The following is a 20589-nucleotide window of genomic DNA, read 5'->3' on the forward strand; positions in this document are numbered from 1 at the left end:
ACAATGTCGTCATTTAAAGGTAACTCCATCAATTCAGACGCATTGACGCGCATGGTCAAAGCCATTGCGGTGGCTGTCTGCGCCACGCTCGCGGGCTGCCAGTCCATGGATCATTCGGCGCAGACCACGGAGCGGGCCAGCCTTAAAATCGCCAAACGCATTCCCCAGGATCCACTCTGGCTCAGCCAGAAGCCCAGCCCCCTCCCCCCTCAAGATGTGTGGGAGCGCATGCGCCAGGGTTTCAAGTTGCAGGACGGCCAGAACGTCAACCCCCGAATTGAACAACAGCGCCTGTGGTTTGCGAGCAACCCGTCGTTTCTCGAGAATGCGGGCGAGCGCGGCAGCCTTTATATCCACTACATTGTAGAGCGCCTCGAAGAACGCAATATGCCGCTGGAACTGGCCCTGCTGCCAGCCATTGAAAGCGCCTACAACCCAATGGCGTATTCCCACGCAAATGCGGTCGGGCTCTGGCAGTTCATTCCGTCGACAGGCCGCTACTTCAACCTGCGTCAAACCCGTGCCTACGATGGTCGCCGTGACATTACCGCCTCGACGCTGGCAGCCCTGAACTACCTGAACCGTCTGCATGACATGTTCAACGGCGACTGGCTGCTGGCCCTGGCGGCCTACAACGCTGGCGAAGGTACCGTCAGCCGGGCCATCGAGCGCAACGAAAAGCTCGGCCTGCCGACCGACTACTGGAACCTGCCACTGCCGCAGGAAACCAAAGACTACGTGCCAAAACTGCTGGCCCTGTCACAAGTGGTTCTGGCCCCTGAAGCCTACGGCATCAACCTGAACCCGATCGCCAACGAACCCTACTTCGAAATGGTCGAGATCAAACAGTCCATGGACCTGTCCCGCGTGGCAGCCCTGGCCGAAATCGACGAAGACGAAATGTTCCAGCTCAATCCGGCCTACAAACAGCGCGCCACCACCGATGGCCCCCAGCATCTGCTGGTACCTACGGCCAAAGCCCAGCTGTTGACTGCCAGCCTGTCCAATCTCAGCTCCGACCAACTGGTCAGTCTGCGCCCCAACAAGCCGGTATTTGACAAGGTTGCAAGCACATCCCCAGCTCGCCTGAACCGCAAGTACCGGGTCAAGAGCGGCGACAACCTGACCCTGATTGCCAAGGCCAACAAGGTCAATGTCAAAGACTTGCAACACTGGAACAAGCTCAGCGGCAACAACCTCAAGGCCGGCCAGGTCCTGGTGATGCAGGACACACGCAAGCCCTCGGGCAAAAAGCCGACCCAATACAAGGTCCAGAAAGGCGACTCGCTGTATATGGTGGCCAAGCGTTTCAACGTTGAAATGCAGCATCTCAAGCGCTGGAATCCAAACAGCGCAAAAGCCCTCAAGCCGGGGCAAATGCTGACCGTTTCCAAACCCCGATAAGCACAGCGCTGACATCCCCCGCGGGCAAGCTGATTCCTACACAAAAGTAGGCCGCAGCTTGCCCGTCGTGCTTACCAGCGTGGCCTTTTTCCTACAGATACAAGCTGTTACTGTACGGAAACCTTAAGCCCAATGCCTGGATCGGATCTCTGACTTGACGCATCCCCTCCTTACGCTATTTATCTGCCTGGCCTTGAGCTTCACCGCCAGCGCAAACCTGAGCGAAAGCCACGGTTATGCGCAGTTCGGCACACTCAAGTACCCCGCCACCTTTACCCATTTCGACTGGGTAAACCCTGACGCCCCCAAGGGCGGCACCTTGAAGGTCATGGCGTTCGGCACGTTCGACACGCTCAACCCCTACACCTTCAAAGGCACCAGCCCGGTTTCGACTCCCAACTTCCTGCAGTACGGGGTCAATGAACTCAATGAAACCCTGATGGCCGGTACGGGCCAATATGCCCCCTCCGGCGATGAACCAACATCCAGCTATGGTTTGATCGCTCAATCAGTGGAGTACAACGAGGACCGCAGCTGGGTCGTCTTTAACCTGCGACCCGAAGCCCGCTTTCATGATGGGACGCCGATCACTGCCTACGATGTTGCCTTCTCCTACGACCTGTTACTAAAAGAAGGTCATCCGCAGTACCGCACCAATCTTCAGGAAGTCCAGCGGGTCGATATCCTGGGCCCCAAACGAATTCGTTTTGTCTTCAAGCGCTCAGGCAACCCGTTGCTGATTTTGCGCCTGGGCGAACTGCCCGTGTTGCCCCAGCATTACTGGGTAAAGCGCGACTTCAAAGCCACCACCTTCGAGCCACCGCTGGGTAGCGGCCCCTATCGCATTACCCGGGTTACCCCCGGGCGCCAACTGGTCTTTGAGCGCGTCAAGAACTGGTGGGGCGCCAACCTGCCGGTCAACCGCGGCAAATACAACTTCGACCGGGTTGAAGTGGAGTTCTACCGCGACAGCGATGTCGCCTTCGAGGCGTTCAAGGCCCGCGAGTTCGACATTTACATCGAGCACCAGGCCAAGAACTGGGCCAATGGCTATAACTTCCCGGCGGTACGCCGCGGCGATGTGATCAAGGCCGAAATTACCCACCAGATCCCGACACAAACCCAGGGGCTGTTTATGAACAGTCGCCGCGCCACCTTTGCGCAAAACAAAACCCGTGAGGCCCTGGGCCTTATGTTTGATTTTGAATGGACCAACCGCACCCTGTTCAACGGCGCCTACCAGCGCGCCGTGAGCCATTACCCCAACAGCGAATTCTCGGCCAGCGGCATTCCCCAGGGGCATGAGTGGCTGATGCTGTCACCCTGGCGCAGCCAACTACCGCCCGAACTGTTCAACCAGGCCTTTACCTTGCCGCAAACCGACGGCCGCGGCATCCCCCGCGCAACTCTGCGCCAGGCACTGGCACTGCTGGATGAAAGCGGCTGGAAACTGTCGGGCCAGCGCCTGGTCAATAGTGAAGGCAAACCCCTGCGTTTCGAAATATTACTGGTAAACCCGAACCTTGAGCGCATCCTGCAACCCTATGTGGAGAACCTGGCCAGCATTGGCGTCGATGCCCGGCTGCGCACCGTGGATCGCGCGCAATACAAGCAGCGCCTGGACCAGTTCGACTTTGACATGATCCTGATGACCCTTGACCAGACCCTGAGCCCCGGCCTTGAACAGTGGCAGTACTTCCACTCCAGCCAGGCCAACGTCAAGGGCAGCAAAAATTATGCAGGGGTAGCCAGCCCGGTGGTGGACCAACTGCTCGAGCGCCTGCTGGCCGCACGGACCCGCGACGAGCAATTGTCTGCCGGCCAGGCCCTGGACCGCGTGTTGCTTTGGCAGCACTACATCATTCCCAACTGGTATCTGAACTATCACCGCCTGGCGTACCGCAACCGGTTCGCCTTTGTGACTACGCCGCCCTACACCCTGGGCCTCAGCGCGTGGTGGCTTAAGCCTACGGAGAAAAAACAATGATGCCTTTGCGTACATGGCTAAAGCCCCTTGCCAGCTTGTTGTTTGCCGGTTTTGCCTGCACGGCCATGGCCGCTCCCCAGCATGCCTTGACCCTCTATGACGAGCCGCCGAAATATCCTGCCGACTTCAAGCATGTCGACTACGTCAACCCGCAAGCCCCCAAGGGCGGTACCTTTCGCAAGTCTGCGCTGGGCAGCTTTGACAGCCTCAACCCGTTTATCAATAAAGGCGTGCCAGCCGACGACATTGATCTGACCTTCGATACCCTGGCCCGGCAAACCCTCGACGAGCCTTTTACGTCCTACGGCCTGATTGCCGGGAAAATCGAGAAAGCCCCGGATAACAGCTGGGTGCGGTTTTACCTGCGCCCGGAAGCGAAGTTCAGCGATGGCCATCCGATTCGCGCCGAAGATGTCGTGTTCAGCTTCGATACCCTGATGAAAAGTGGCTCGCCGCTGTACAAGGGTTATTACAGCGATGTCGACCAGGCCATCGCGGAAAACCCACTGCAAGTGAAATTCACCTTCAAGCACAACAAAAACCGTGAACTGCCGCTGATTCTTGGCCAGCTTCCGGTTCTGCCCAAGCATTGGTGGGAAACCCGCGACTTCAACAAGGGCAACCTTGAAGTCCCGCCCGGCAGCGGCCCCTACACCATCGCCGAGATCAAGCCCGGGCGCTCGATCCGCTACGAGCGCAACAAGGACTATTGGGGCAAGGACCTGCCCATCAACAAGGGCCTGTACAATTTTGATGCCATCACGGTCGATTACTTTCGCGACAACAGCGTTGCCTTCGAAGCCCTCAAGGCCGGTCAGTTTGATTACTGGCTGGAGATCAGCGCCAAAAACTGGGCCGGAGCCTACAACTCTCCGGCATTTACTCAGGGCCGCCTGAAAAAAGAAGAAATCCGCAACCACAATCCAACAGGCATGCAGGGATTTGTCTTCAACCTGCGCAGGCCAATGTTCCAGGATGTGCGCGTACGCGAGGCACTAAGCCTGCTGTTCGACTTTGAATGGGCCAACAAGCAACTCTTCAACGGTGCCTATGCGCGCACTGGCAGCTACTTCGAAAACTCGGAAATGGCCGCCAAGGCGCCGCCGACCGAAGCTGAACTGACCATTCTGGAGCCCTTGCGCGGCCAGATTCCCGAGCAGGCGTTCAGCCAGGTGTTCAAGCCCAGCGTCACCGACGCCAGCGGCATGATTCGCGAGCAACAGCGCCGCGCCTATCAACTGCTGCAAGACGCCGGCTGGCGCATCGTCGATGACAAGATGGTCGACGCCCAGGGCAAGCCGGTGAAGATCGAATTCTTGCTGGCACAAACCGAATTCGAGCGCATCCTTCTGCCGTTCAAGCGCAACCTCAGCGACCTGGGCATCGATTTGCAGATTCGCCGGGTCGACACCTCCCAATACCTCAACCGCCTGCGCTCAAGGGATTACGACATGATTGTCGGCAGCTTCCCGCAGTCCAGCTCACCCGGCAGCGAGCAGCGCGAGTACTGGGAATCACAAAGTATCGACAAACCCGGCAGCCGAAACTTTATCGGCCTCAAGGACCCGGCCATCGACCAGTTGACCGAGGGCCTGATCAACGCCGAGTCACGGCAAAGCCTGATCAACCATGCCAGGGCGCTGGACCGTGTGTTGCAGTGGGGCTTCTACGTGATCCCCAACTGGCATATCAAAACCTGGCGCGTGGCCTACTCGAACCATATCGGCCATCCCGAAGTTACGCCCAAATACGATATCGGCACCAACACCTGGTGGGCCAAACCTGACGCAAAACCTGCACCCTCTACCAAACCTTCAAGCGCGAGCCAGGAGCCTTAAATGCTGGCTTATATTTTCAGGCGACTGCTGCTGATCATTCCGACACTGTTCGGGATTCTGTTGATTAACTTCATCATTATCCAGGCGGCCCCCGGCGGCCCGGTTGAACAGATGATCGCCAAGCTCGAAGGCTTTGACGGCGCCACCAGCCGCATCGCCGGTGGTGGTTCGGAAGTGTCGGTGGCGGGCTCCAACTACCGTGGCGCCCAAGGGCTGGATCCGGAACTGATCAAGGAAATCGAAAAGATGTACGGTTTCGACAAGTCGGCGCCGGAACGCCTGTGGATCATGATTAAAAACTACGCCCGACTGGACTTCGGCGAAAGCTTCTTCCGCGACGCCAAGGTCATCGACCTGATCAAGGAGAAAATGCCGGTCTCCATCTCGCTGGGGTTGTGGAGCACCCTGATCATGTACCTGGTGTCGATCCCCCTCGGGATCGCCAAGGCCACGCGCCACGGCAGCCACTTTGATGTCTGGACCAGTTCACTGATCATCATCGGCTACGCCATCCCGGCCTTTCTGTTTGCCATCCTGCTGATCGTGCTGTTTGCCGGGGGCAGTTACCTGGACTGGTTCCCTCTGCGCGGCCTGACGTCCAACAACTTTGACGAACTGAGCCTGGGCGGCAAGATTCTCGATTACTTCTGGCATCTGGCATTGCCCGTTACGGCACTGGTTATCGGCAACTTCGCCACCATGACCCTGCTGACCAAAAACAGCTTTCTCGACGAGATCAACAAACAGTATGTCGTCACTGCCAAAGCCAAGGGCCTGACCAACCACCGGGTGCTCTATGGCCATGTGTTCCGCAATGCCATGCTGCTGGTTATTGCCGGTTTCCCGTCGGCCTTTATCGGAATTTTCTTTACCGGCTCACTGCTGGTCGAAGTGATTTTCTCCCTCGATGGCCTGGGCCTGATGAGTTTCGAGGCTGCTATCAATCGCGACTACCCGGTTGTCTTCGGCACCCTGTTTATCTTTACGCTGGTCGGGCTGGTGGTGAAGCTGATCGGTGACCTCTCATACACCCTGGTCGATCCGCGTATCGACTTTGAAAGCAGGGAGCATTGAGATGAAGCTATCCCCCCTCAATCGACGCCGTTTTGCCCGTTTCAAAGCCAACAAGCGTGGCTGGTGGTCGCTGTGGATCTTCCTGGTGCTGTTCGGGCTGAGCCTGAACGCCGAGTTCATTGCCAACGACAAACCCTTGGTGATCAATTACGACGGGGAGTGGTATTTCCCGGCGCTCAAGCGCTATCCAGAGACCGACTTCGGCGGTGAATTCCCCCTCGAAGCCAACTACAAAAGCCCGTATATCCGTGAACTGCTGGCCAAGAAAGATGCCTGGGTTGTGTGGCCACCCATCCCCTACAGCTATCAAAGCATCAACTACGACCTGAAAGTCCCTGCCCCTGCCCCGCCCTCCGCCGAGAACTGGCTGGGCACCGACGACCAGGGCCGCGACGTGCTGGCCCGAGTGATTTATGGCTTTCGCATATCGGTGCTGTTCGCCCTGACCCTGACGGTACTGAGCTCCATCATCGGCGTGATCGCCGGGGCCTTGCAGGGCTTTTATGGTGGCTGGGTCGACCTGGCCGGTCAGCGCTTTCTGGAAATCTGGTCAGGCTTGCCCGTGTTGTACCTGCTGATCATTCTCGCCAGTTTTGTGCAGCCCAATTTCTGGTGGCTGCTGGGCATCATGCTGCTGTTCTCGTGGATGAGCCTGGTGGACGTCGTGCGCGCCGAATTCCTGCGTGGGCGCAATCTGGAGTATGTGCGCGCCGCCCGCGCCCTGGGCATGCAGGACATGGCCATCATGTACCGCCACATCCTGCCCAACGCCATGGTCTCCACCATGACCTTTATGCCGTTTATCCTCACTGGCGCCATCGGCACCCTCACTGCCCTGGACTTCCTGGGCTTCGGCCTGCCCCCGGGCGCGCCGTCGCTGGGCGAACTGGTGGCCCAGGGCAAGTCCAACCTGCAAGCGCCCTGGCTGGGCATCAGTGCATTCGCAGTGCTGGCCATCATGCTCAGCCTGCTGGTGTTTATCGGTGAGTCCGCTCGCGATGCCTTCGACCCGAGGAAATAAGATGACGCAGGACAATCTGATCGAAGTGCGCGACCTCAGCGTCGAGTTTGTAGCGGGTGACACACCGCAGCGGGTGGTGCAAGGCGTCAGTTTTGATATCAGGCGCGGCGAAACCCTGGCCCTGGTGGGCGAAAGCGGTTCGGGCAAATCGGTGACCGCGCACTCGATCCTCAGGTTGCTGCCCTACCCCCTTGCACGCCACCCCAGCGGCAGCATCGCCTACGGCGGCGAGGATTTGCTCAGCGTGGACGAGAAAAAGCTGCGCAACATTCGCGGCAACCGCATTGCGATGATTTTTCAGGAGCCCATGACCTCCCTGAACCCGCTGCACAGCATTGAAAAACAAATCAATGAGGTGCTCGGCATTCACAAGGGGATCACAGGCAAGGCCGCTACCCTGCGCACCCTGGAGCTTCTGGAGCTGGTAGGCATACCCGAGCCTCACAAACGCCTCAAGGCGCTGCCACACGAGCTCTCAGGGGGCCAGAGGCAGCGCGTGATGATTGCCATGGCCCTGGCCAATGAACCCGAACTGCTGATTGCCGACGAACCTACCACCGCCCTGGACGTGACCGTTCAGCTTAAAATCCTCGACTTGCTCAAGGATCTGCAAGCCCGCCTGGGCATGTCGTTGTTACTGATCAGTCACGATTTGAACCTTGTACGAAGAATTGCGCATCGCGTATGTGTCATGCAGCGCGGTTTAATCGTCGAACAAGCATCGTGCGAGCAGCTGTTCCGTTCGCCGCAGCATCCTTACACCCGGGAACTGCTCAGCGCAGAGCCCAGCGGAGGCCCGGCCAGCACCATTGCCGGTCCGCCATTGCTGCAAGTCGAGGACCTGAAGGTATGGTTCCCGATCAAGAAAGGCCTGCTGCGCAAGACCGTCGATTACGTGAAAGCGGTGGACGGTATCAATTTCAGCTTGCCCCAGGGGCAGACCCTGGGAATTGTGGGTGAAAGCGGATCGGGCAAATCAACGCTGGGCTTGGCGATTTTGCGTCTGATTGCCAGCAAGGGCCTGATCAGCTTTGAAGGCAAACGGCTAGACTGTCTGTCACAGAAAGAAGTCAGGCCATTGCGACGGGAAATGCAGGTGGTATTCCAGGACCCGTTTGGCAGTCTCAGCCCGCGCATGAGCGTCAGCGAGATTGTCGGTGAAGGGTTGCGCATTCACCGTATGGGCACCGAAGCGGAACAGGAAAGTGCAATTATTGAAGCCTTGCGAGAAGTAGGTCTGGATCCGGAAACCCGGCACCGTTACCCTCACGAGTTTTCAGGCGGACAACGGCAAAGAATCGCCATTGCCCGCGCACTGGTGTTAAAGCCGGAGTTGATATTGCTGGACGAGCCAACCTCTGCGCTGGACCGCACAGTACAACGCCAGGTTGTTGAACTGCTGCGCTCACTGCAAGCCAGGCACAACCTGACGTATTTGTTTATCAGCCATGACCTGGCTGTCGTCAAAGCGCTGAGCCACCAGTTGATGGTGGTCAAGCATGGCCAAGTGGTCGAACAGGGTGATGCGCAAAGTATCTTTGCCTCACCGCAACATCCATATACACAACAGCTGCTGGAAGCCGCCTTTTTGGCACCAGTGGCTGTCGATTAACCTGATAGAGGAACAACACATGGGTTTTCTCACCGGTAAGCGCGTACTGATCGTTGGTGTCGCTAGCAAATTGTCCATCGCTTCTGGCATTGCTGCCGCCATGCACCGTGAAGGCGCCGAGCTGGCTTTCACTTATCAGAACGAAAAGCTGAAAGGTCGTGTTGAAGAATTCGCCGCAGGCTGGGGTTCGAACCCTGAGCTGTGCTTCCCTTGCGACGTTGCCAGCGATGAAGAAATCGCCAAGGTCTTCGAAGACCTGAGCAAGAAGTGGGACGGTCTGGACTGCATCGTTCACTCAGTAGGTTTCGCTCCTGGCGACCAGCTGGATGGCGATTTCACCGACGCCACCACCCGTGAAGGCTTCCGCATCGCTCACGACATCAGCGCCTACAGCTTCGTGGCCCTGGCCAAGGCTGGTCGCCCGATGATGAAAGGTCGCAACGGCAGCCTGCTGACCCTGTCCTACCTGGGCGCCGAGCGCACCATGCCTAACTACAACGTGATGGGCATGGCCAAGGCCAGCCTGGAAGCCGGTGTACGTTACCTGGCAGGCAGCCTGGGCCCTGAGGGTACTCGCGTTAACTGCGTATCGGCAGGCCCGATCCGTACCCTGGCAGCGTCGGGCATCAAGAACTTCCGCAAAATGCTGGCGGCCAACGAAGCGCAGACGCCACTGCGTCGCAACGTGACCATCGACGAAGTCGGCAATGCCGGCGCCTTCCTGTGCTCCGATCTGGCATCGGGCATCAGCGGCGAAATCATGTACGTAGACGGTGGCTTCAACACTACCGCCATGGGCAGCCTCGAAGAGTAAACCCTTCGTTACAAGCGCTACTCAAAAACGCCCGGTGCAGAGATTGCATCGGGCGTTTTTTTGCCTCGCGACAATCTCTGGGAGATGATCTGTGGGAGCGGGCTTGCCCGCGATACGTCAGACAGAGCGCATGGATGCCATCGCGAGCAAGCCCGCTCCCACAAAAAAACCAGCGCAAAAAAACGGCCGCTCAATGAGCGGCCATTTTTAGCGAAGCAGGCTGAACTTAGTAGCGCTCAACCTTGGCTTCGTTTTCCAACTGCTTGCGGTAGGCAGCAAAGTCTTGCTGGCCAACACGCGAAGCGAGGAAGCGGCGATACGACGCTTTCTCTTCTTCAGTCGGCGCTACTGCATCGTTGACGCCGTTCAAACGCAATACAACCACAGTGCCATCTGCCAGGGTGACACTGCTGAATGTCGGCTTGTCCTTGGCTGCAGGTTTCGGCATGCGGAACACCGCTTGCAGCACGGCAGGATCAATACCTTCCTGACCACGAGCAACCGCTTCCTGGACCTTCCACGCCTGACCATCAACCGGCTGGTTCAACGGCAGCTTGCCATCGCGCAGCTCTTTGATGATTTCTTCGGCACGGGCTTTGGCCGCAGCACTGGCGTGCTCCTTGACCAGTTGCGCACGAATGCTCGAGGCAACAGCCTCCAGCGGCAACTGCTCAGGCTTGCGGTGCTCCTTGACGCGCAACACCACTACGGTCTCAGGGTCCAGCTCCAGGGCTGTACTGTTCGCGCCCTCATCCATCACTTCGGTGCTGAATGCGGCCTGAATCACAGCGCGATTGGCGGTGACACCCTCGCCCCCCTCGCGACCAAATGGCGCAGAGGTATGCACAGTCAGCTTAAGCTCTTGAGCTGGCTGAGCCAGATCGGACGCTTCAAATGCCGAGTCTTCCAATTGCTTGGTTGCATCGACAAACAGGCGTTCAACCTGCTGGGTTTTCAGGTCATGGGTCAGCTTGTCTTTCAGGCTGGCAAAGCTCGGCACTTCAGGTGCTTCAACACCCAGCAGCTTGATCAGGTGATAACCGAAGCTGGTGCGTACCGGCTCCGAAACCTGGTCCTGCTTCAACCCGTAAACAGCCGTTTCGAACACAGGATCGTAAACACCAGGGCCTGCGAAGCCCAGGTCACCGCCATTGGCAGCCGAACCCGGATCCTGGGAGAACTCCTTGGCCAGAGCTTCGAAGCTTTCACCTTTGGCCAGACGCTGCTGAATCTCGGCGATCTTGGCTTTGGCCTGCTCGTCGCTGACCTTGTCGTTCACTTCGATCAGGATATGCGCAGCGCGGCGCTGTTCGGCCAGGTTGGCGATTTCCTTTTGATACAACGCTTGAAGCTCATCATCCTTCACGGCTACCTGGTCAAAGAAAGAAGATTTCTTCAACTCGATATAGTCGATCACGACCTGATCAGGGGTCATGAATTCCTTGGCGTGCTCGTCGTAGTAAGCCTTGATTTCGTCATCGCTCAGTTTCACCGCAGCCGGGTCGGCCTTGATGTTCAGCGAAGCGAAATCACGGGTTTGTTTCTCAAGACGGGCGAACGCATTCACCTGTTCGTCGGTCACGAAACCACTGCCCGCCAGACCGGCACGCAGCTGACCAATCAGCATTTCTTCGCCCAGCATGTTACGGAACTGCAAGCGACCGTAACCCAGTTGACGGATCACCTGGTCGAAACGCTCAGGGCTGAATTTGCCGTCTTCCTGAAATTCAGGAGTCAACAGAATGACTTGGTCCAAAGCGGCTTCAGAAAACGAAAACTTCGCGTCTTTGGCGCCTTGCAGCAACAGCTTGCGATCGATCAACCCTTTGAGGGCCGCTTCACGCAGCATTTTTTCATCCAGCAACGACGAGTCGAAATCCTTGCCCAACTGCTGCAGCAGCTGCCGGCGTTGCATATCGACGGCCTGGCTCAGTTCAACCTGGGTGATTTCTTCACCGTTAACCTTGGCAGCATCCTGGCTGGTAGAGGTGGCTTGAAAAATGGCATCGAAACCGGTCAACGCCATTAACGCGACGATGACACCGATGATGGTCTTGGCAATCCAGCCTTGTGAATTGTCCCTGATATTTTGCAGCATGCTTCCCCCAGAAACGGTCTTGCATAATGAGCAACCGTGGAGCGTGGGTAGAGTCCGGATAGAAGAAAGGCGCATCCGAGGATGCGCCTTCTCGTAACTGGCGGAGCGGACCGGGCTCGAACCCGCGACCCCCGGCGTGACACATCGATGTTGCCACCGACTGCACTACCGCTCCGCTGCCAAGCCTGGCGTGCGCCTGACCCGGTTGGGTAAAAGGTGTTACAGAAACTTAGTTAACCGCTTCTTTCAGTGCTTTACCGGCTTTGAAGCCTGGCTTTTTGGCAGCAGGAATTTCCAGCGTTTTACCGGTCTGTGGGTTACGACCAATACGGGCAGGACGATCGGTTACAGAGAAAGTACCAAAACCAACCAGTACCACAGAGTCGCCAGCCTTAAGAGCGCCAGTGACGGATTCGATTACTGCGTCCAGCGCACGGCCAGCTGCAGCTTTCGGGATATCAGCAGATGCAGCGATAGCATCAATCAGTTCCGACTTGTTCACTCTAAGTCCCCTTATATCTGTCTGAGTATGTTTCTAAAGTTTTTTGGTAAAAGCAAAACGACTGCTGAAGCACTTACGGACACTTATAGAGCCGCTTTATAACAAGGGCTCTAAAAAGCGTCAAGAAAGCCCGTCAGGCGAATCCGTATTAATGCGTGCTAATTCTTTCCTTAGAGTCAGATTCTCGTTTGTCGTCCTTGGCAACAATCTCGGGAGCCACATCCGGCAAGGGCTCCGGGGCGTATTGCAGCGCAATTTGCAGGACTTCGTCAATCCATTTAACCGGTTTAATCTGAAGATCCTGTTTGATGTTGTCAGGAATTTCCTTCAGGTCACGAACGTTCTCTTCAGGAATAATTACAGTTTTGATGCCACCACGGTGAGCAGCAAGTAATTTTTCCTTCAGGCCACCAATCGCCAACACCTGACCACGAAGGGTAATTTCACCGGTCATGGCAACATCGGCGCGTACCGGAATCAGGGTCAATGCAGAGACCAGGGCAGTACACATTCCCACACCAGCACTAGGGCCATCTTTAGGCGTAGCGCCTTCGGGCATGTGAATGTGAATATCGCGTTTTTCGTGGAAATCCAACGGGATACCCAGGCTCTTGGCGCGGCTGCGCACCACCGTCAATGCAGCGGTGATGGACTCTACCATCACGTCGCCCAGCGAACCGGTCTTGATCAGCTGGCCTTTGCCAGGAACAACGGCCGCTTCGATGGTCAACAACTCGCCACCCACCTGGGTCCAGGCCAGGCCGGTCACTTGACCGATCTGGTCCTGAACTTCAGCCAAACCGTAGCTGAATTTTCTTACGCCCAAAAAGTGCTCAAGTAGCTCCGGCGTGACGGTGACCGCAAAGCGTTTTTCCAGCGCATGCTCTTTGACCGCCTTGCGGCAGATCTTCGCAATCTGGCGCTCAAGGCCCCGCACACCGGCTTCGCGGGTGTAGTAGCGGATCATGTCGCGGATGGCTTCGTTATCAAATGCCAGCTCGCCCTTCTTCAAGCCATTGGCTTCAATTTGTTTCGGGGCCAGGTATTTGACAGCAATGTTGATTTTTTCGTCTTCGGTGTAGCCAGGCAGACGAATGACTTCCATCCGGTCCAGCAAGGCTGGCGGGATGTTCATCGAGTTGGACGTACACAGGAACATCACATCGGACAGGTCGTAATCAACCTCGAGGTAATGGTCGTTGAAATTGTGGTTCTGCTCGGGATCGAGCACTTCAAGCAGTGCAGACGCCGGATCGCCGCGCATGTCACTGCCCATCTTGTCGATTTCATCAAGCAGGAACAGCGGGTTGCGCACACCAACCTTGGTCATCTTTTGAATCAATCTTCCTGGCATCGAACCGATGTACGTACGGCGATGGCCACGAATTTCCGCTTCGTCACGCACGCCACCCAAGGCCATACGCACGAATTTGCGATTTGTTGCGTGGGCAATGGACTCAGCAAGCGAGGTTTTGCCTACACCCGGAGGACCGACCAGGCACAGAACCGGACCACGAATTTTCTTCACACGCTTTTGCACGGCAAGATATTCGAGAATCCGCTCTTTGACTTCGTCCAGACCGTAGTGATCTGCGTCCAGAATGTCTTCAGCACGCTTGAGATCCAGGCGCACCTTGCTCTGAGCCTTCCACGGCACCTGCACCAGCCAGTCGATGTAGGAGCGCACCACGGTGGCTTCTGCGGACATTGGCGACATTTGCTTGAGCTTGTTCAGCTCCGCCTGGGCCTTGGCCATTGCATCTTTCGGCAAACCGGCAGCATCGATGCGTTTTTTCAGCTCTTCGATTTCATTGTGACCTTCGTCACCATCACCCAGCTCTTTCTGAATGGCCTTCATCTGCTCATTCAGGTAGTACTCGCGCTGGCTGCGCTCCATTTGCTTTTTGACGCGACCACGGATGCGCTTTTCGACTTGCAGCAAGTCGATCTCGGCATCCAGCAGGGCCAGAACGTGCTCGACACGGGCCTGCAGATCGATGATTTCGAGGATTTCCTGCTTCTGCTCGATCTTGAGTGCCATATGGGCAGCCATGGTATCGACCAGACGGCTTGGCTCGTCAATGCTGTTAAGCGATGACAGAACCTCGGCCGGGACTTTTTTGCCCAGTTGCACGTATTGCTCAAACTGCGAAAGCAGGCTGCGCACAAAGACCTCGGATTCGCGATCCGGGGCAGCCACTTCGTCAATCAGGGAGACTTCGGCACTCAGATAACCATCTGCCTGACCAAAATGCTCAACCGCACCGCGCTGCTCACCCTCAACCAGCACTTTGACCGTGCCGTCCGGGAGCTTGAGCAGTTGCAGAACAGTTGCAATGGTACCAACGCGATACAGGGCGTCTTCGCCCGGATCGTCGTCAGCCGGATTCTTTTGAGCCAACAGCAAAATTTGCTTGTCGCCCGTCATCGCAGCCTCAAGGGCCTCGATCGACTTCTCGCGTCCCACGAACAGTGGGATCACCATGTGCGGATACACAACAACATCACGCAACGGCAGGAGAGGCAATTCGATGGTTGTCTTCATGATTTCGCCTCTACGGCGGCCATAAGGCCGTAATCAGATGGATGTAAGCTTGAAGCCAAGATGGGGGCAGTCTTGAAAAAAAACAAGCGTTGAACGACAGGAAAAACAAAGGGGCCCGAAGGCCCCTTCTTTAACACGCAATGTGGAATGCCAGCATTACATTTACGCGTCAGGTGCAACCTTGGCAGTCGCTTCGTTGTTTTCATAGATCAACAACGGCTTGGACTTGCCTTCTATAACGCTTTCGTCGATCACAACTTTACTCACCTCGGATTGCGAGGGGATTTCATACATTGTGTCGAGCAGCACGCCTTCAAGAATCGAACGCAGGCCACGAGCGCCCGTTTTGCGCTCCAGAGCACGCTTGGCCACGGCCTTCAAGGCGTCGGCACGGAACTCAAGATCTACACCTTCCATCTCGAACAGCTTGCCGTACTGCTTGGTCAAGGCGTTCTTCGGTTCGGTGAGGATCTGCATCAAGGCAGCCTCGTCCAGCTCGTCCAGGGTTGCCAGCACAGGCAGACGACCCACGAATTCCGGGATCAGGCCAAACTTGACCAGATCGTCAGGCTCGACTTCACGCAGGGATTCGCCAACCTTCTTGCCCTCTTCCTTGCTGCGCACTTCGGCACTGAAGCCGATGCCGCCGCGAGTCGAGCGCGCCTGTACAACCTTCTCAAGGCCCGAGAACGCACCACCGCAGATAAACAGGATGTTGCGGGTATCAACCTGCAAGAACTCCTGCTGCGGGTGCTTGCGGCCGCCTTGAGGCGGTACGGAAGCCACGGTACCTTCGATCAGCTTGAGCAATGCCTGCTGCACACCTTCACCGGAAACATCACGGGTAATCGAAGGGTTGTCAGACTTGCGCGAAATCTTGTCGATTTCATCGATGTAGACAATGCCCATCTGGGCTTTTTCTACGTCGTAATCGCATTTCTGCAGCAGCTTCTGAATGATGTTTTCAACATCTTCGCCCACGTAACCGGCTTCAGTCAGCGTGGTTGCGTCAGCGATGGTGAAAGGTACATTCAACAGGCGTGCAAGGGTTTCTGCCAGCAGGGTCTTACCCGAACCGGTAGGGCCGATCAGCAGGATGTTGCTCTTGCCGAGTTCGACGTCGTCGTTTTTCTTGTCACGCTGGTTGAGGCGCTTGTAGTGGTTGTACACCGCTACAGCCAAAACCTTTTTGGCACGTTCCTGACCAATGACGTATTGATCAAGGATGCCGCTGATTTCTTTTGGCGATGGTAATTTATGCGCGCTGCTCTCGGCCTGGGCTTCCTGCACCTCCTCACGGATGATGTCATTGCACAGGTCAACGCATTCGTCGCAGATAAAGACCGAGGGGCCGGCAATCAATTTGCGCACTTCATGCTGGCTTTTGCCACAGAAGGAGCAATAGAGCAATTTGCCGTTGTCCTCGCCGTTGCGGGTGTCAGTCATTCGATCGATCCAAATCCGATAGGCTTGCAACACAAGATGAAGGCAACTGCGGGCTTTTTCAAGCCCGCAGGTGGTCGGTTAACCCAACCACCCACATTTGAGCTGCTTAAGCGGGCATTTGACGCTTGCTGAACACAGAGTCGATCAAACCGTATTCGGCTGCACGCTCGGCGCTCATGAAGTTGTCACGCTCGGTGTCGCGCTCGATGGTTTCGAGAGTCTGGCCCGTGTGGTGAGCCAGCAGCGAGTTCAAACGGTGACGGATGTTGAGGATTTCCTTGGCATGAATGTCGATATCCGACGCCTGGCCCTGGAAACCGCCCAGTGGCTGGTGAATCATCATGCGCGAGTTCGGCAGGCAGTGACGCTTGCCCGGTGCGCCACCGGCCAACAGGAAGGCACCCATGCTGCAGGCCTGGCCGATGCAGATGGTCGACACGTCAGGCTTGATGAATTGCATGGTGTCGTAGATCGACATGCCTGCAGTCACCGAACCGCCCGGCGAGTTGATGTACAGGTGGATGTCCTTGTCCGGGTTCTCGGCTTCAAGGAACAGCAGCTGCGCAGCCACCAGGTTGGCCATGTAGTCTTCTACGGGGCCGACCAGGAAGATGATTCGCTCCTTCAGGAGGCGCGAGTAGATGTCGTAAGCGCGTTCGCCACGGGCGGACTGCTCGACAACCATCGGGACCAGGCCGCCAGCGGCGTGGATATCAGAGTTCTGCTGAATATAAGAATTGCGGGACATGTCCGGCAGTCACTCCCAAATAGTCTTGTCTGGATACGCATAAGCCAGCTCGAGGCTGGCTTATGGTTGTGTTTTCTAACGAGTCAGAAATCAGTCGGCTTGTGGAGCTTCCACCGGCTTGACAGCTTCTTCGTAAGAGACCGCTTTATCGGTCACCTTGGCCTTCTGCAGAACAGTATCCACAACTTGCTCTTCCAGCACAACCGAACGAACCTCGTTCAATTGCGCGTCGTTTTTGTAGTACCAGGCTACAACCTGCTCTGGCTCCTGGTAAGCGGAAGCCATTTCCTGAATCATTTCGCGAACGCGATCTTCGTCAGGCTTGAGGTCGAACTGCTTGACCACTTCAGCCACGATCAGACCCAGCACTACACGGCGGTTGGCTTGCTCTTCGAACAGCTCTGCCGGCAGTTGATCAGGCTTGATGTTACCACCGAACTGCTGAACAGCCTGCACGCGCAGACGGTCAACTTCGTTGGCCAGCAGCGACTTCGGCACTTCGATCGGGTTGGCAGCCAGCAGGCCGTCCATTACCTGGTTCTTGACCTTGGACTTGATGGCCTGACGCAGTTCACGCTCCATGTTCTTGCGAACTTCGGCGCGGAAGCCTTCCAGACCGGTTTCCTTGATACCGAACTGGGCGAAGAACTCTTCGTTCAGCTCTGGCAGCTTAGGCTCGGAAACAGTGTTCACGGTTACGGTGAACTCGGCTTCTTTGCCAGCCAGGTCCAGATTCTGGTAGTCAGCAGGGAAAGTCAGTTTCAGAACGCGCTCTTCACCGGCTTTGGCGCCTACCAGGCCTTCTTCAAAGCCAGGAATCATGCGGCCCGAACCCAGCACCAGCTGAGTACCGGTGGCGGAGCCGCCAGCGAATACTTCGCCGTCTACCTTGCCAACGAAATCGATGTTCAGCTGATCATCGTTCTGGGCAGCACGGTCAGTCACTTCAAAGCGGGTGTTCTGCTTGCGCAGCACGTCCAGCATCTTGTCCAGGTCGGCATCAGCCACTTCGGCGCTCAGGCGCTCGATAGCGATGGTGTCCAGACCGGTCACTTCGAATTCAGGGAATACTTCGAAAGTAGCAACGTATTCCAGATCTTTGCCTTTTTCGAAAACCTTAGGCTCGATCGAAGGAGCACCAGCCGGGTTCAGCTTCTGCTCAACCACAGCTTCGTAGAACGAAGACTGGACTACATTGCCCAGCGCTTCCTGGCGCGCATCAGCTTCGTAACGCTGACGGATTACGCTCATTGGCACCTTGCCTGGACGGAAGCCCGGGATCTTGGCCTTTTGGGCAGTCTGTTGCAGACGCTTGTTGACTTCAGCCTCAATACGCTCAGCTGGCACGCCAATGGTCATGCGACGCTCAAGAGCGGAAGTATTTTCAACAGAAACTTGCATGGATATTCCTCGTTGCACAGACATTAGCCGGCCGTTTCCGACCCCATAATCAAGGGCAAGCATTCTAGTGGGTCAAACTCAAGAAGTCACCCTACCGCAAACACCCTAAGAAACGGCCGACAGAAATTAAGTAAAAGCAGCCATCCGCCTCGCCTTCTATATAGATAGAAGACTGCACTGATCAATTGGCGATAACGGGCAGCCTTTGGAGCTACCCCGATCTGCGCGCATTGTCACACAAATCACAGAGGACGCTAAGCATGCGGGAAACAAGGCGCCGAACGACACCCCTATACGCGATTCTCAAACCGCAGATACAAAAAAACGCCAGAGGGTTAGTCTGGCGTTTTCTTTTAATATGGGGTGGACGAAGGGGATCGAACCCTCGACAACGGGAGTCACAATCCCGTGCTCTACCAACTGAGCTACGCCCACCATAGTGCGCTTACAACGCTGCCTGCTCCTGGAAGCCGACAGTTACAACCAAAGAAAAAGCCGCTACAAGCGGCTCTATCAAAATTTGGTGCGGACGGAGAGACTCGAACTCTCACACCTTGCGGCGCTGGAACCTAAATCCAGTGTGTCTACCAATTCCACCACATCCGCATTTCAAACTCTTGAAGCAAAGACGCCAGACTTTTAATCTGGCGGCTTTCTAAATATGGGGTGGACGAAGGGGATCGAACCCTCGACAACGGGAGTCACAATCCCGTGCTCTACCAACTGAGCTACGCCCACCATATTGCCTGTACTGCTTTACTTGTGCCAAAGCTGCCTAATGGCGCACCCGGCAGGACTCGAACCTGCGACCATCCGCTTAGAAGGCGGATGCTCTATCCAGCTGAGCTACGGGCGCATTGTTAGCCTGTATTCTTTGACGACTACAAACCAAGTGCTTTCAGTATCACCAAGCTGGACAACAACTTCGCTCTACCTTCTTAACCAGTGCTAGGCTGTGCCCGACAAGTGCGACGAATGTTATAGGTGAGCCCGTAAGTCGTCAACTGTTTTTTAAAAAAAGTTTAGAAATATAAAGGAGTTAGGGCAATAAACAGACCAGGCGCCTTTGCCCTCGCGCCGCGGCATGCGAGAATGCACGTCCTTTTTCCACCCTTTACGATGGTTAATCACGCGTAATGACTGCACAACTAATCGACGGCAAAGCGATCGCCGCCAGCCTGCGCCAGCAGATTGCCAAACGTGTCGCCGAGCGCCACGAGCAAGGCCTGCGCACCCCTGGTCTGGCAGTGATTCTGGTCGGCAGCGATCCTGCTTCCCAGGTTTATGTTTCGCACAAGCGTAAAGACTGCGAAGAGGTAGGCTTTATTTCCCAAGCCTATGACCTGCCCTCCGACACTACCCAACAGGACCTCACCGACCTGATCGACCGTCTCAATGACGACGCGAACATCGACGGCATCCTGCTGCAACTGCCTCTGCCTGCCCATCTGGATGCCTCCAAACTGCTGGAGCGTATCCGTCCGGACAAAGATGTCGACGGTTTCCACCCCTATAACGTCGGTCGTCTGGCCCAACGCATCCCGCTGCTGCGCCCATGCACCCCCAAAGGCATCATGGCCCTGCTGGAAAGCACCGGCCAGGACCTGTACGGAATGGACGCGGTCATTGTCGGCGCCTCCAATATCGTTGGACGCCCGATGGCCATGGAATTGCTGCTGGCTGGCTGCACCGTGACCGTAACCCACCGTTTCACCAAGGACCTGGCCGGCCACGTTGGCCGCGCCGACCTGGTGGTGGTAGCTGCCGGCAAGCCTGGCCTGGTCAAAGGCGAATGGATCAAGGAAGGCGCCATCGTCATCGACGTGGGCATCAACCGCCAGGCTGATGGCAAGCTGGTGGGCGACGTGGTGTACGAGACCGCCCTGCCCCGCGCGGGCTGGATCACCCCGGTACCGGGCGGCGTAGGCCCGATGACTCGTGCCTGCCTGCTGGAAAACACCTTGTACGCAGCCGAAGAATTGCACGGCAGCTAGTGCAAAGCGCTGCAAAAAAACGGCACCTTCGGGTGCCGTTTTTATTGGCGCCGCTAAAATCCGGGCAAACAAAAGCCCGCACTTGGCGCAATGCCATGACCTCAA

General features: G+C 56.5%; 14 protein-coding genes and 4 tRNA genes. 8 read left to right on the forward strand and 10 right to left on the reverse strand.

The features are described 5' to 3' along the window. The first annotated feature begins 3 nt into the window (after nucleotides 1–3). From V6L81_RS19545 to fabI, 7 genes are all read left to right on the forward strand, one after another. Complete coding sequence (locus V6L81_RS19545) at nucleotides 4–1404, forward strand: lytic transglycosylase domain-containing protein (RefSeq protein ID WP_095001701.1); 1401 nt, start codon at nucleotides 4–6, stop codon at nucleotides 1402–1404. Nucleotides 1405–1558: 154 nt separating this feature from the next. Further along, entirely contained in the window at nucleotides 1559–3391 is a 1833-nt protein-coding gene (locus V6L81_RS19550; RefSeq protein WP_338660275.1) for an extracellular solute-binding protein, read from the forward strand. Next, complete coding sequence (locus tag V6L81_RS19555; protein ID WP_338660276.1) at nucleotides 3388–5229, forward strand: extracellular solute-binding protein; 1842 nt, start codon at nucleotides 3388–3390, stop codon at nucleotides 5227–5229. Before V6L81_RS19550 ends, V6L81_RS19555 begins: the two co-directional genes overlap by 4 nt. Beyond that, complete coding sequence (locus V6L81_RS19560; protein WP_095019319.1) at nucleotides 5230–6303, forward strand: microcin C ABC transporter permease YejB; 1074 nt, start codon at nucleotides 5230–5232, stop codon at nucleotides 6301–6303. It abuts the gene before it with no gap. A 1-nt stretch (nucleotide 6304) separates the two neighbouring features. After that, a complete protein-coding gene (locus V6L81_RS19565; protein WP_095019320.1) occupies nucleotides 6305–7324 on the forward strand; it encodes an ABC transporter permease in 1020 nt (339 codons plus the stop codon). Between the two features lies 1 nt (nucleotide 7325). Then, nucleotides 7326–8936, forward strand: coding sequence for an ABC transporter ATP-binding protein (locus V6L81_RS19570; RefSeq protein ID WP_095020904.1), 1611 nt, complete (start codon nucleotides 7326–7328; stop codon nucleotides 8934–8936). A 19-nt stretch (nucleotides 8937–8955) separates the two neighbouring features. Next, the gene (gene fabI, locus V6L81_RS19575; protein ID WP_016782317.1) at nucleotides 8956–9750 is read left to right on the forward strand and encodes an enoyl-ACP reductase FabI; all 795 of its coding nucleotides are present in this window, start codon (nucleotides 8956–8958) and stop codon (nucleotides 9748–9750) included. Between the two features lie 226 nt (nucleotides 9751–9976). Here fabI and V6L81_RS19580 read toward each other — a convergent pair whose 3' ends face one another. The 10 genes from V6L81_RS19580 to V6L81_RS19625 all read right to left on the reverse strand — a co-directional run bounded on the left by V6L81_RS19580 (nucleotide 9977) and on the right by V6L81_RS19625 (nucleotide 19346). Next, nucleotides 9977–11848: a SurA N-terminal domain-containing protein gene (locus V6L81_RS19580; RefSeq protein ID WP_095020905.1), complete on the reverse strand. Its 1872-nt coding sequence runs from the start codon at nucleotides 11846–11848 to the stop codon at nucleotides 9977–9979. 229 nt (nucleotides 11849–12077) lie between these two features. Next, nucleotides 12078–12350, reverse strand: coding sequence for an HU family DNA-binding protein (locus V6L81_RS19585; protein WP_016782315.1), 273 nt, complete (start codon nucleotides 12348–12350; stop codon nucleotides 12078–12080). 148 nt (nucleotides 12351–12498) lie between these two features. Further along, the gene (lon, locus tag V6L81_RS19590) at nucleotides 12499–14895 is read right to left on the reverse strand and encodes an endopeptidase La (protein ID WP_095001708.1); all 2397 of its coding nucleotides are present in this window, start codon (nucleotides 14893–14895) and stop codon (nucleotides 12499–12501) included. Between the two features lie 162 nt (nucleotides 14896–15057). Beyond that, a complete protein-coding gene (gene clpX / locus V6L81_RS19595; RefSeq protein ID WP_016782313.1) occupies nucleotides 15058–16341 on the reverse strand; it encodes an ATP-dependent Clp protease ATP-binding subunit ClpX in 1284 nt (427 codons plus the stop codon). Between the two features lie 106 nt (nucleotides 16342–16447). Next, entirely contained in the window at nucleotides 16448–17089 is a 642-nt protein-coding gene (gene clpP / locus V6L81_RS19600; RefSeq protein ID WP_095001709.1) for an ATP-dependent Clp endopeptidase proteolytic subunit ClpP, read from the reverse strand. Nucleotides 17090–17179: 90 nt separating this feature from the next. Next, complete coding sequence (tig, locus tag V6L81_RS19605; RefSeq protein WP_029611584.1) at nucleotides 17180–18490, reverse strand: trigger factor; 1311 nt, start codon at nucleotides 18488–18490, stop codon at nucleotides 17180–17182. 359 nt (nucleotides 18491–18849) lie between these two features. Next, nucleotides 18850–18925: transfer RNA gene (locus V6L81_RS19610), tRNA-His, on the reverse strand. 86 nt (nucleotides 18926–19011) lie between these two features. Then, nucleotides 19012–19096, reverse strand: a tRNA-Leu gene (locus tag V6L81_RS19615). A gap of 56 nt (nucleotides 19097–19152) precedes the next feature. Continuing rightward, a tRNA-His gene (locus tag V6L81_RS19620) sits at nucleotides 19153–19228 on the reverse strand. A gap of 41 nt (nucleotides 19229–19269) precedes the next feature. After that, nucleotides 19270–19346 (reverse strand) — tRNA-Arg (locus tag V6L81_RS19625). A 280-nt stretch (nucleotides 19347–19626) separates the two neighbouring features. Here V6L81_RS19625 and folD point away from each other — a divergent pair. Beyond that, nucleotides 19627–20484, forward strand: coding sequence for a bifunctional methylenetetrahydrofolate dehydrogenase/methenyltetrahydrofolate cyclohydrolase FolD (gene folD / locus V6L81_RS19630; RefSeq protein ID WP_095020907.1), 858 nt, complete (start codon nucleotides 19627–19629; stop codon nucleotides 20482–20484). Nucleotides 20485–20589 lie beyond the last annotated feature (105 nt).

The organism is Pseudomonas bubulae (assembly GCF_037023725.1).
GTDB classification, from domain to species: domain Bacteria; phylum Pseudomonadota; class Gammaproteobacteria; order Pseudomonadales; family Pseudomonadaceae; genus Aquipseudomonas; species Aquipseudomonas bubulae.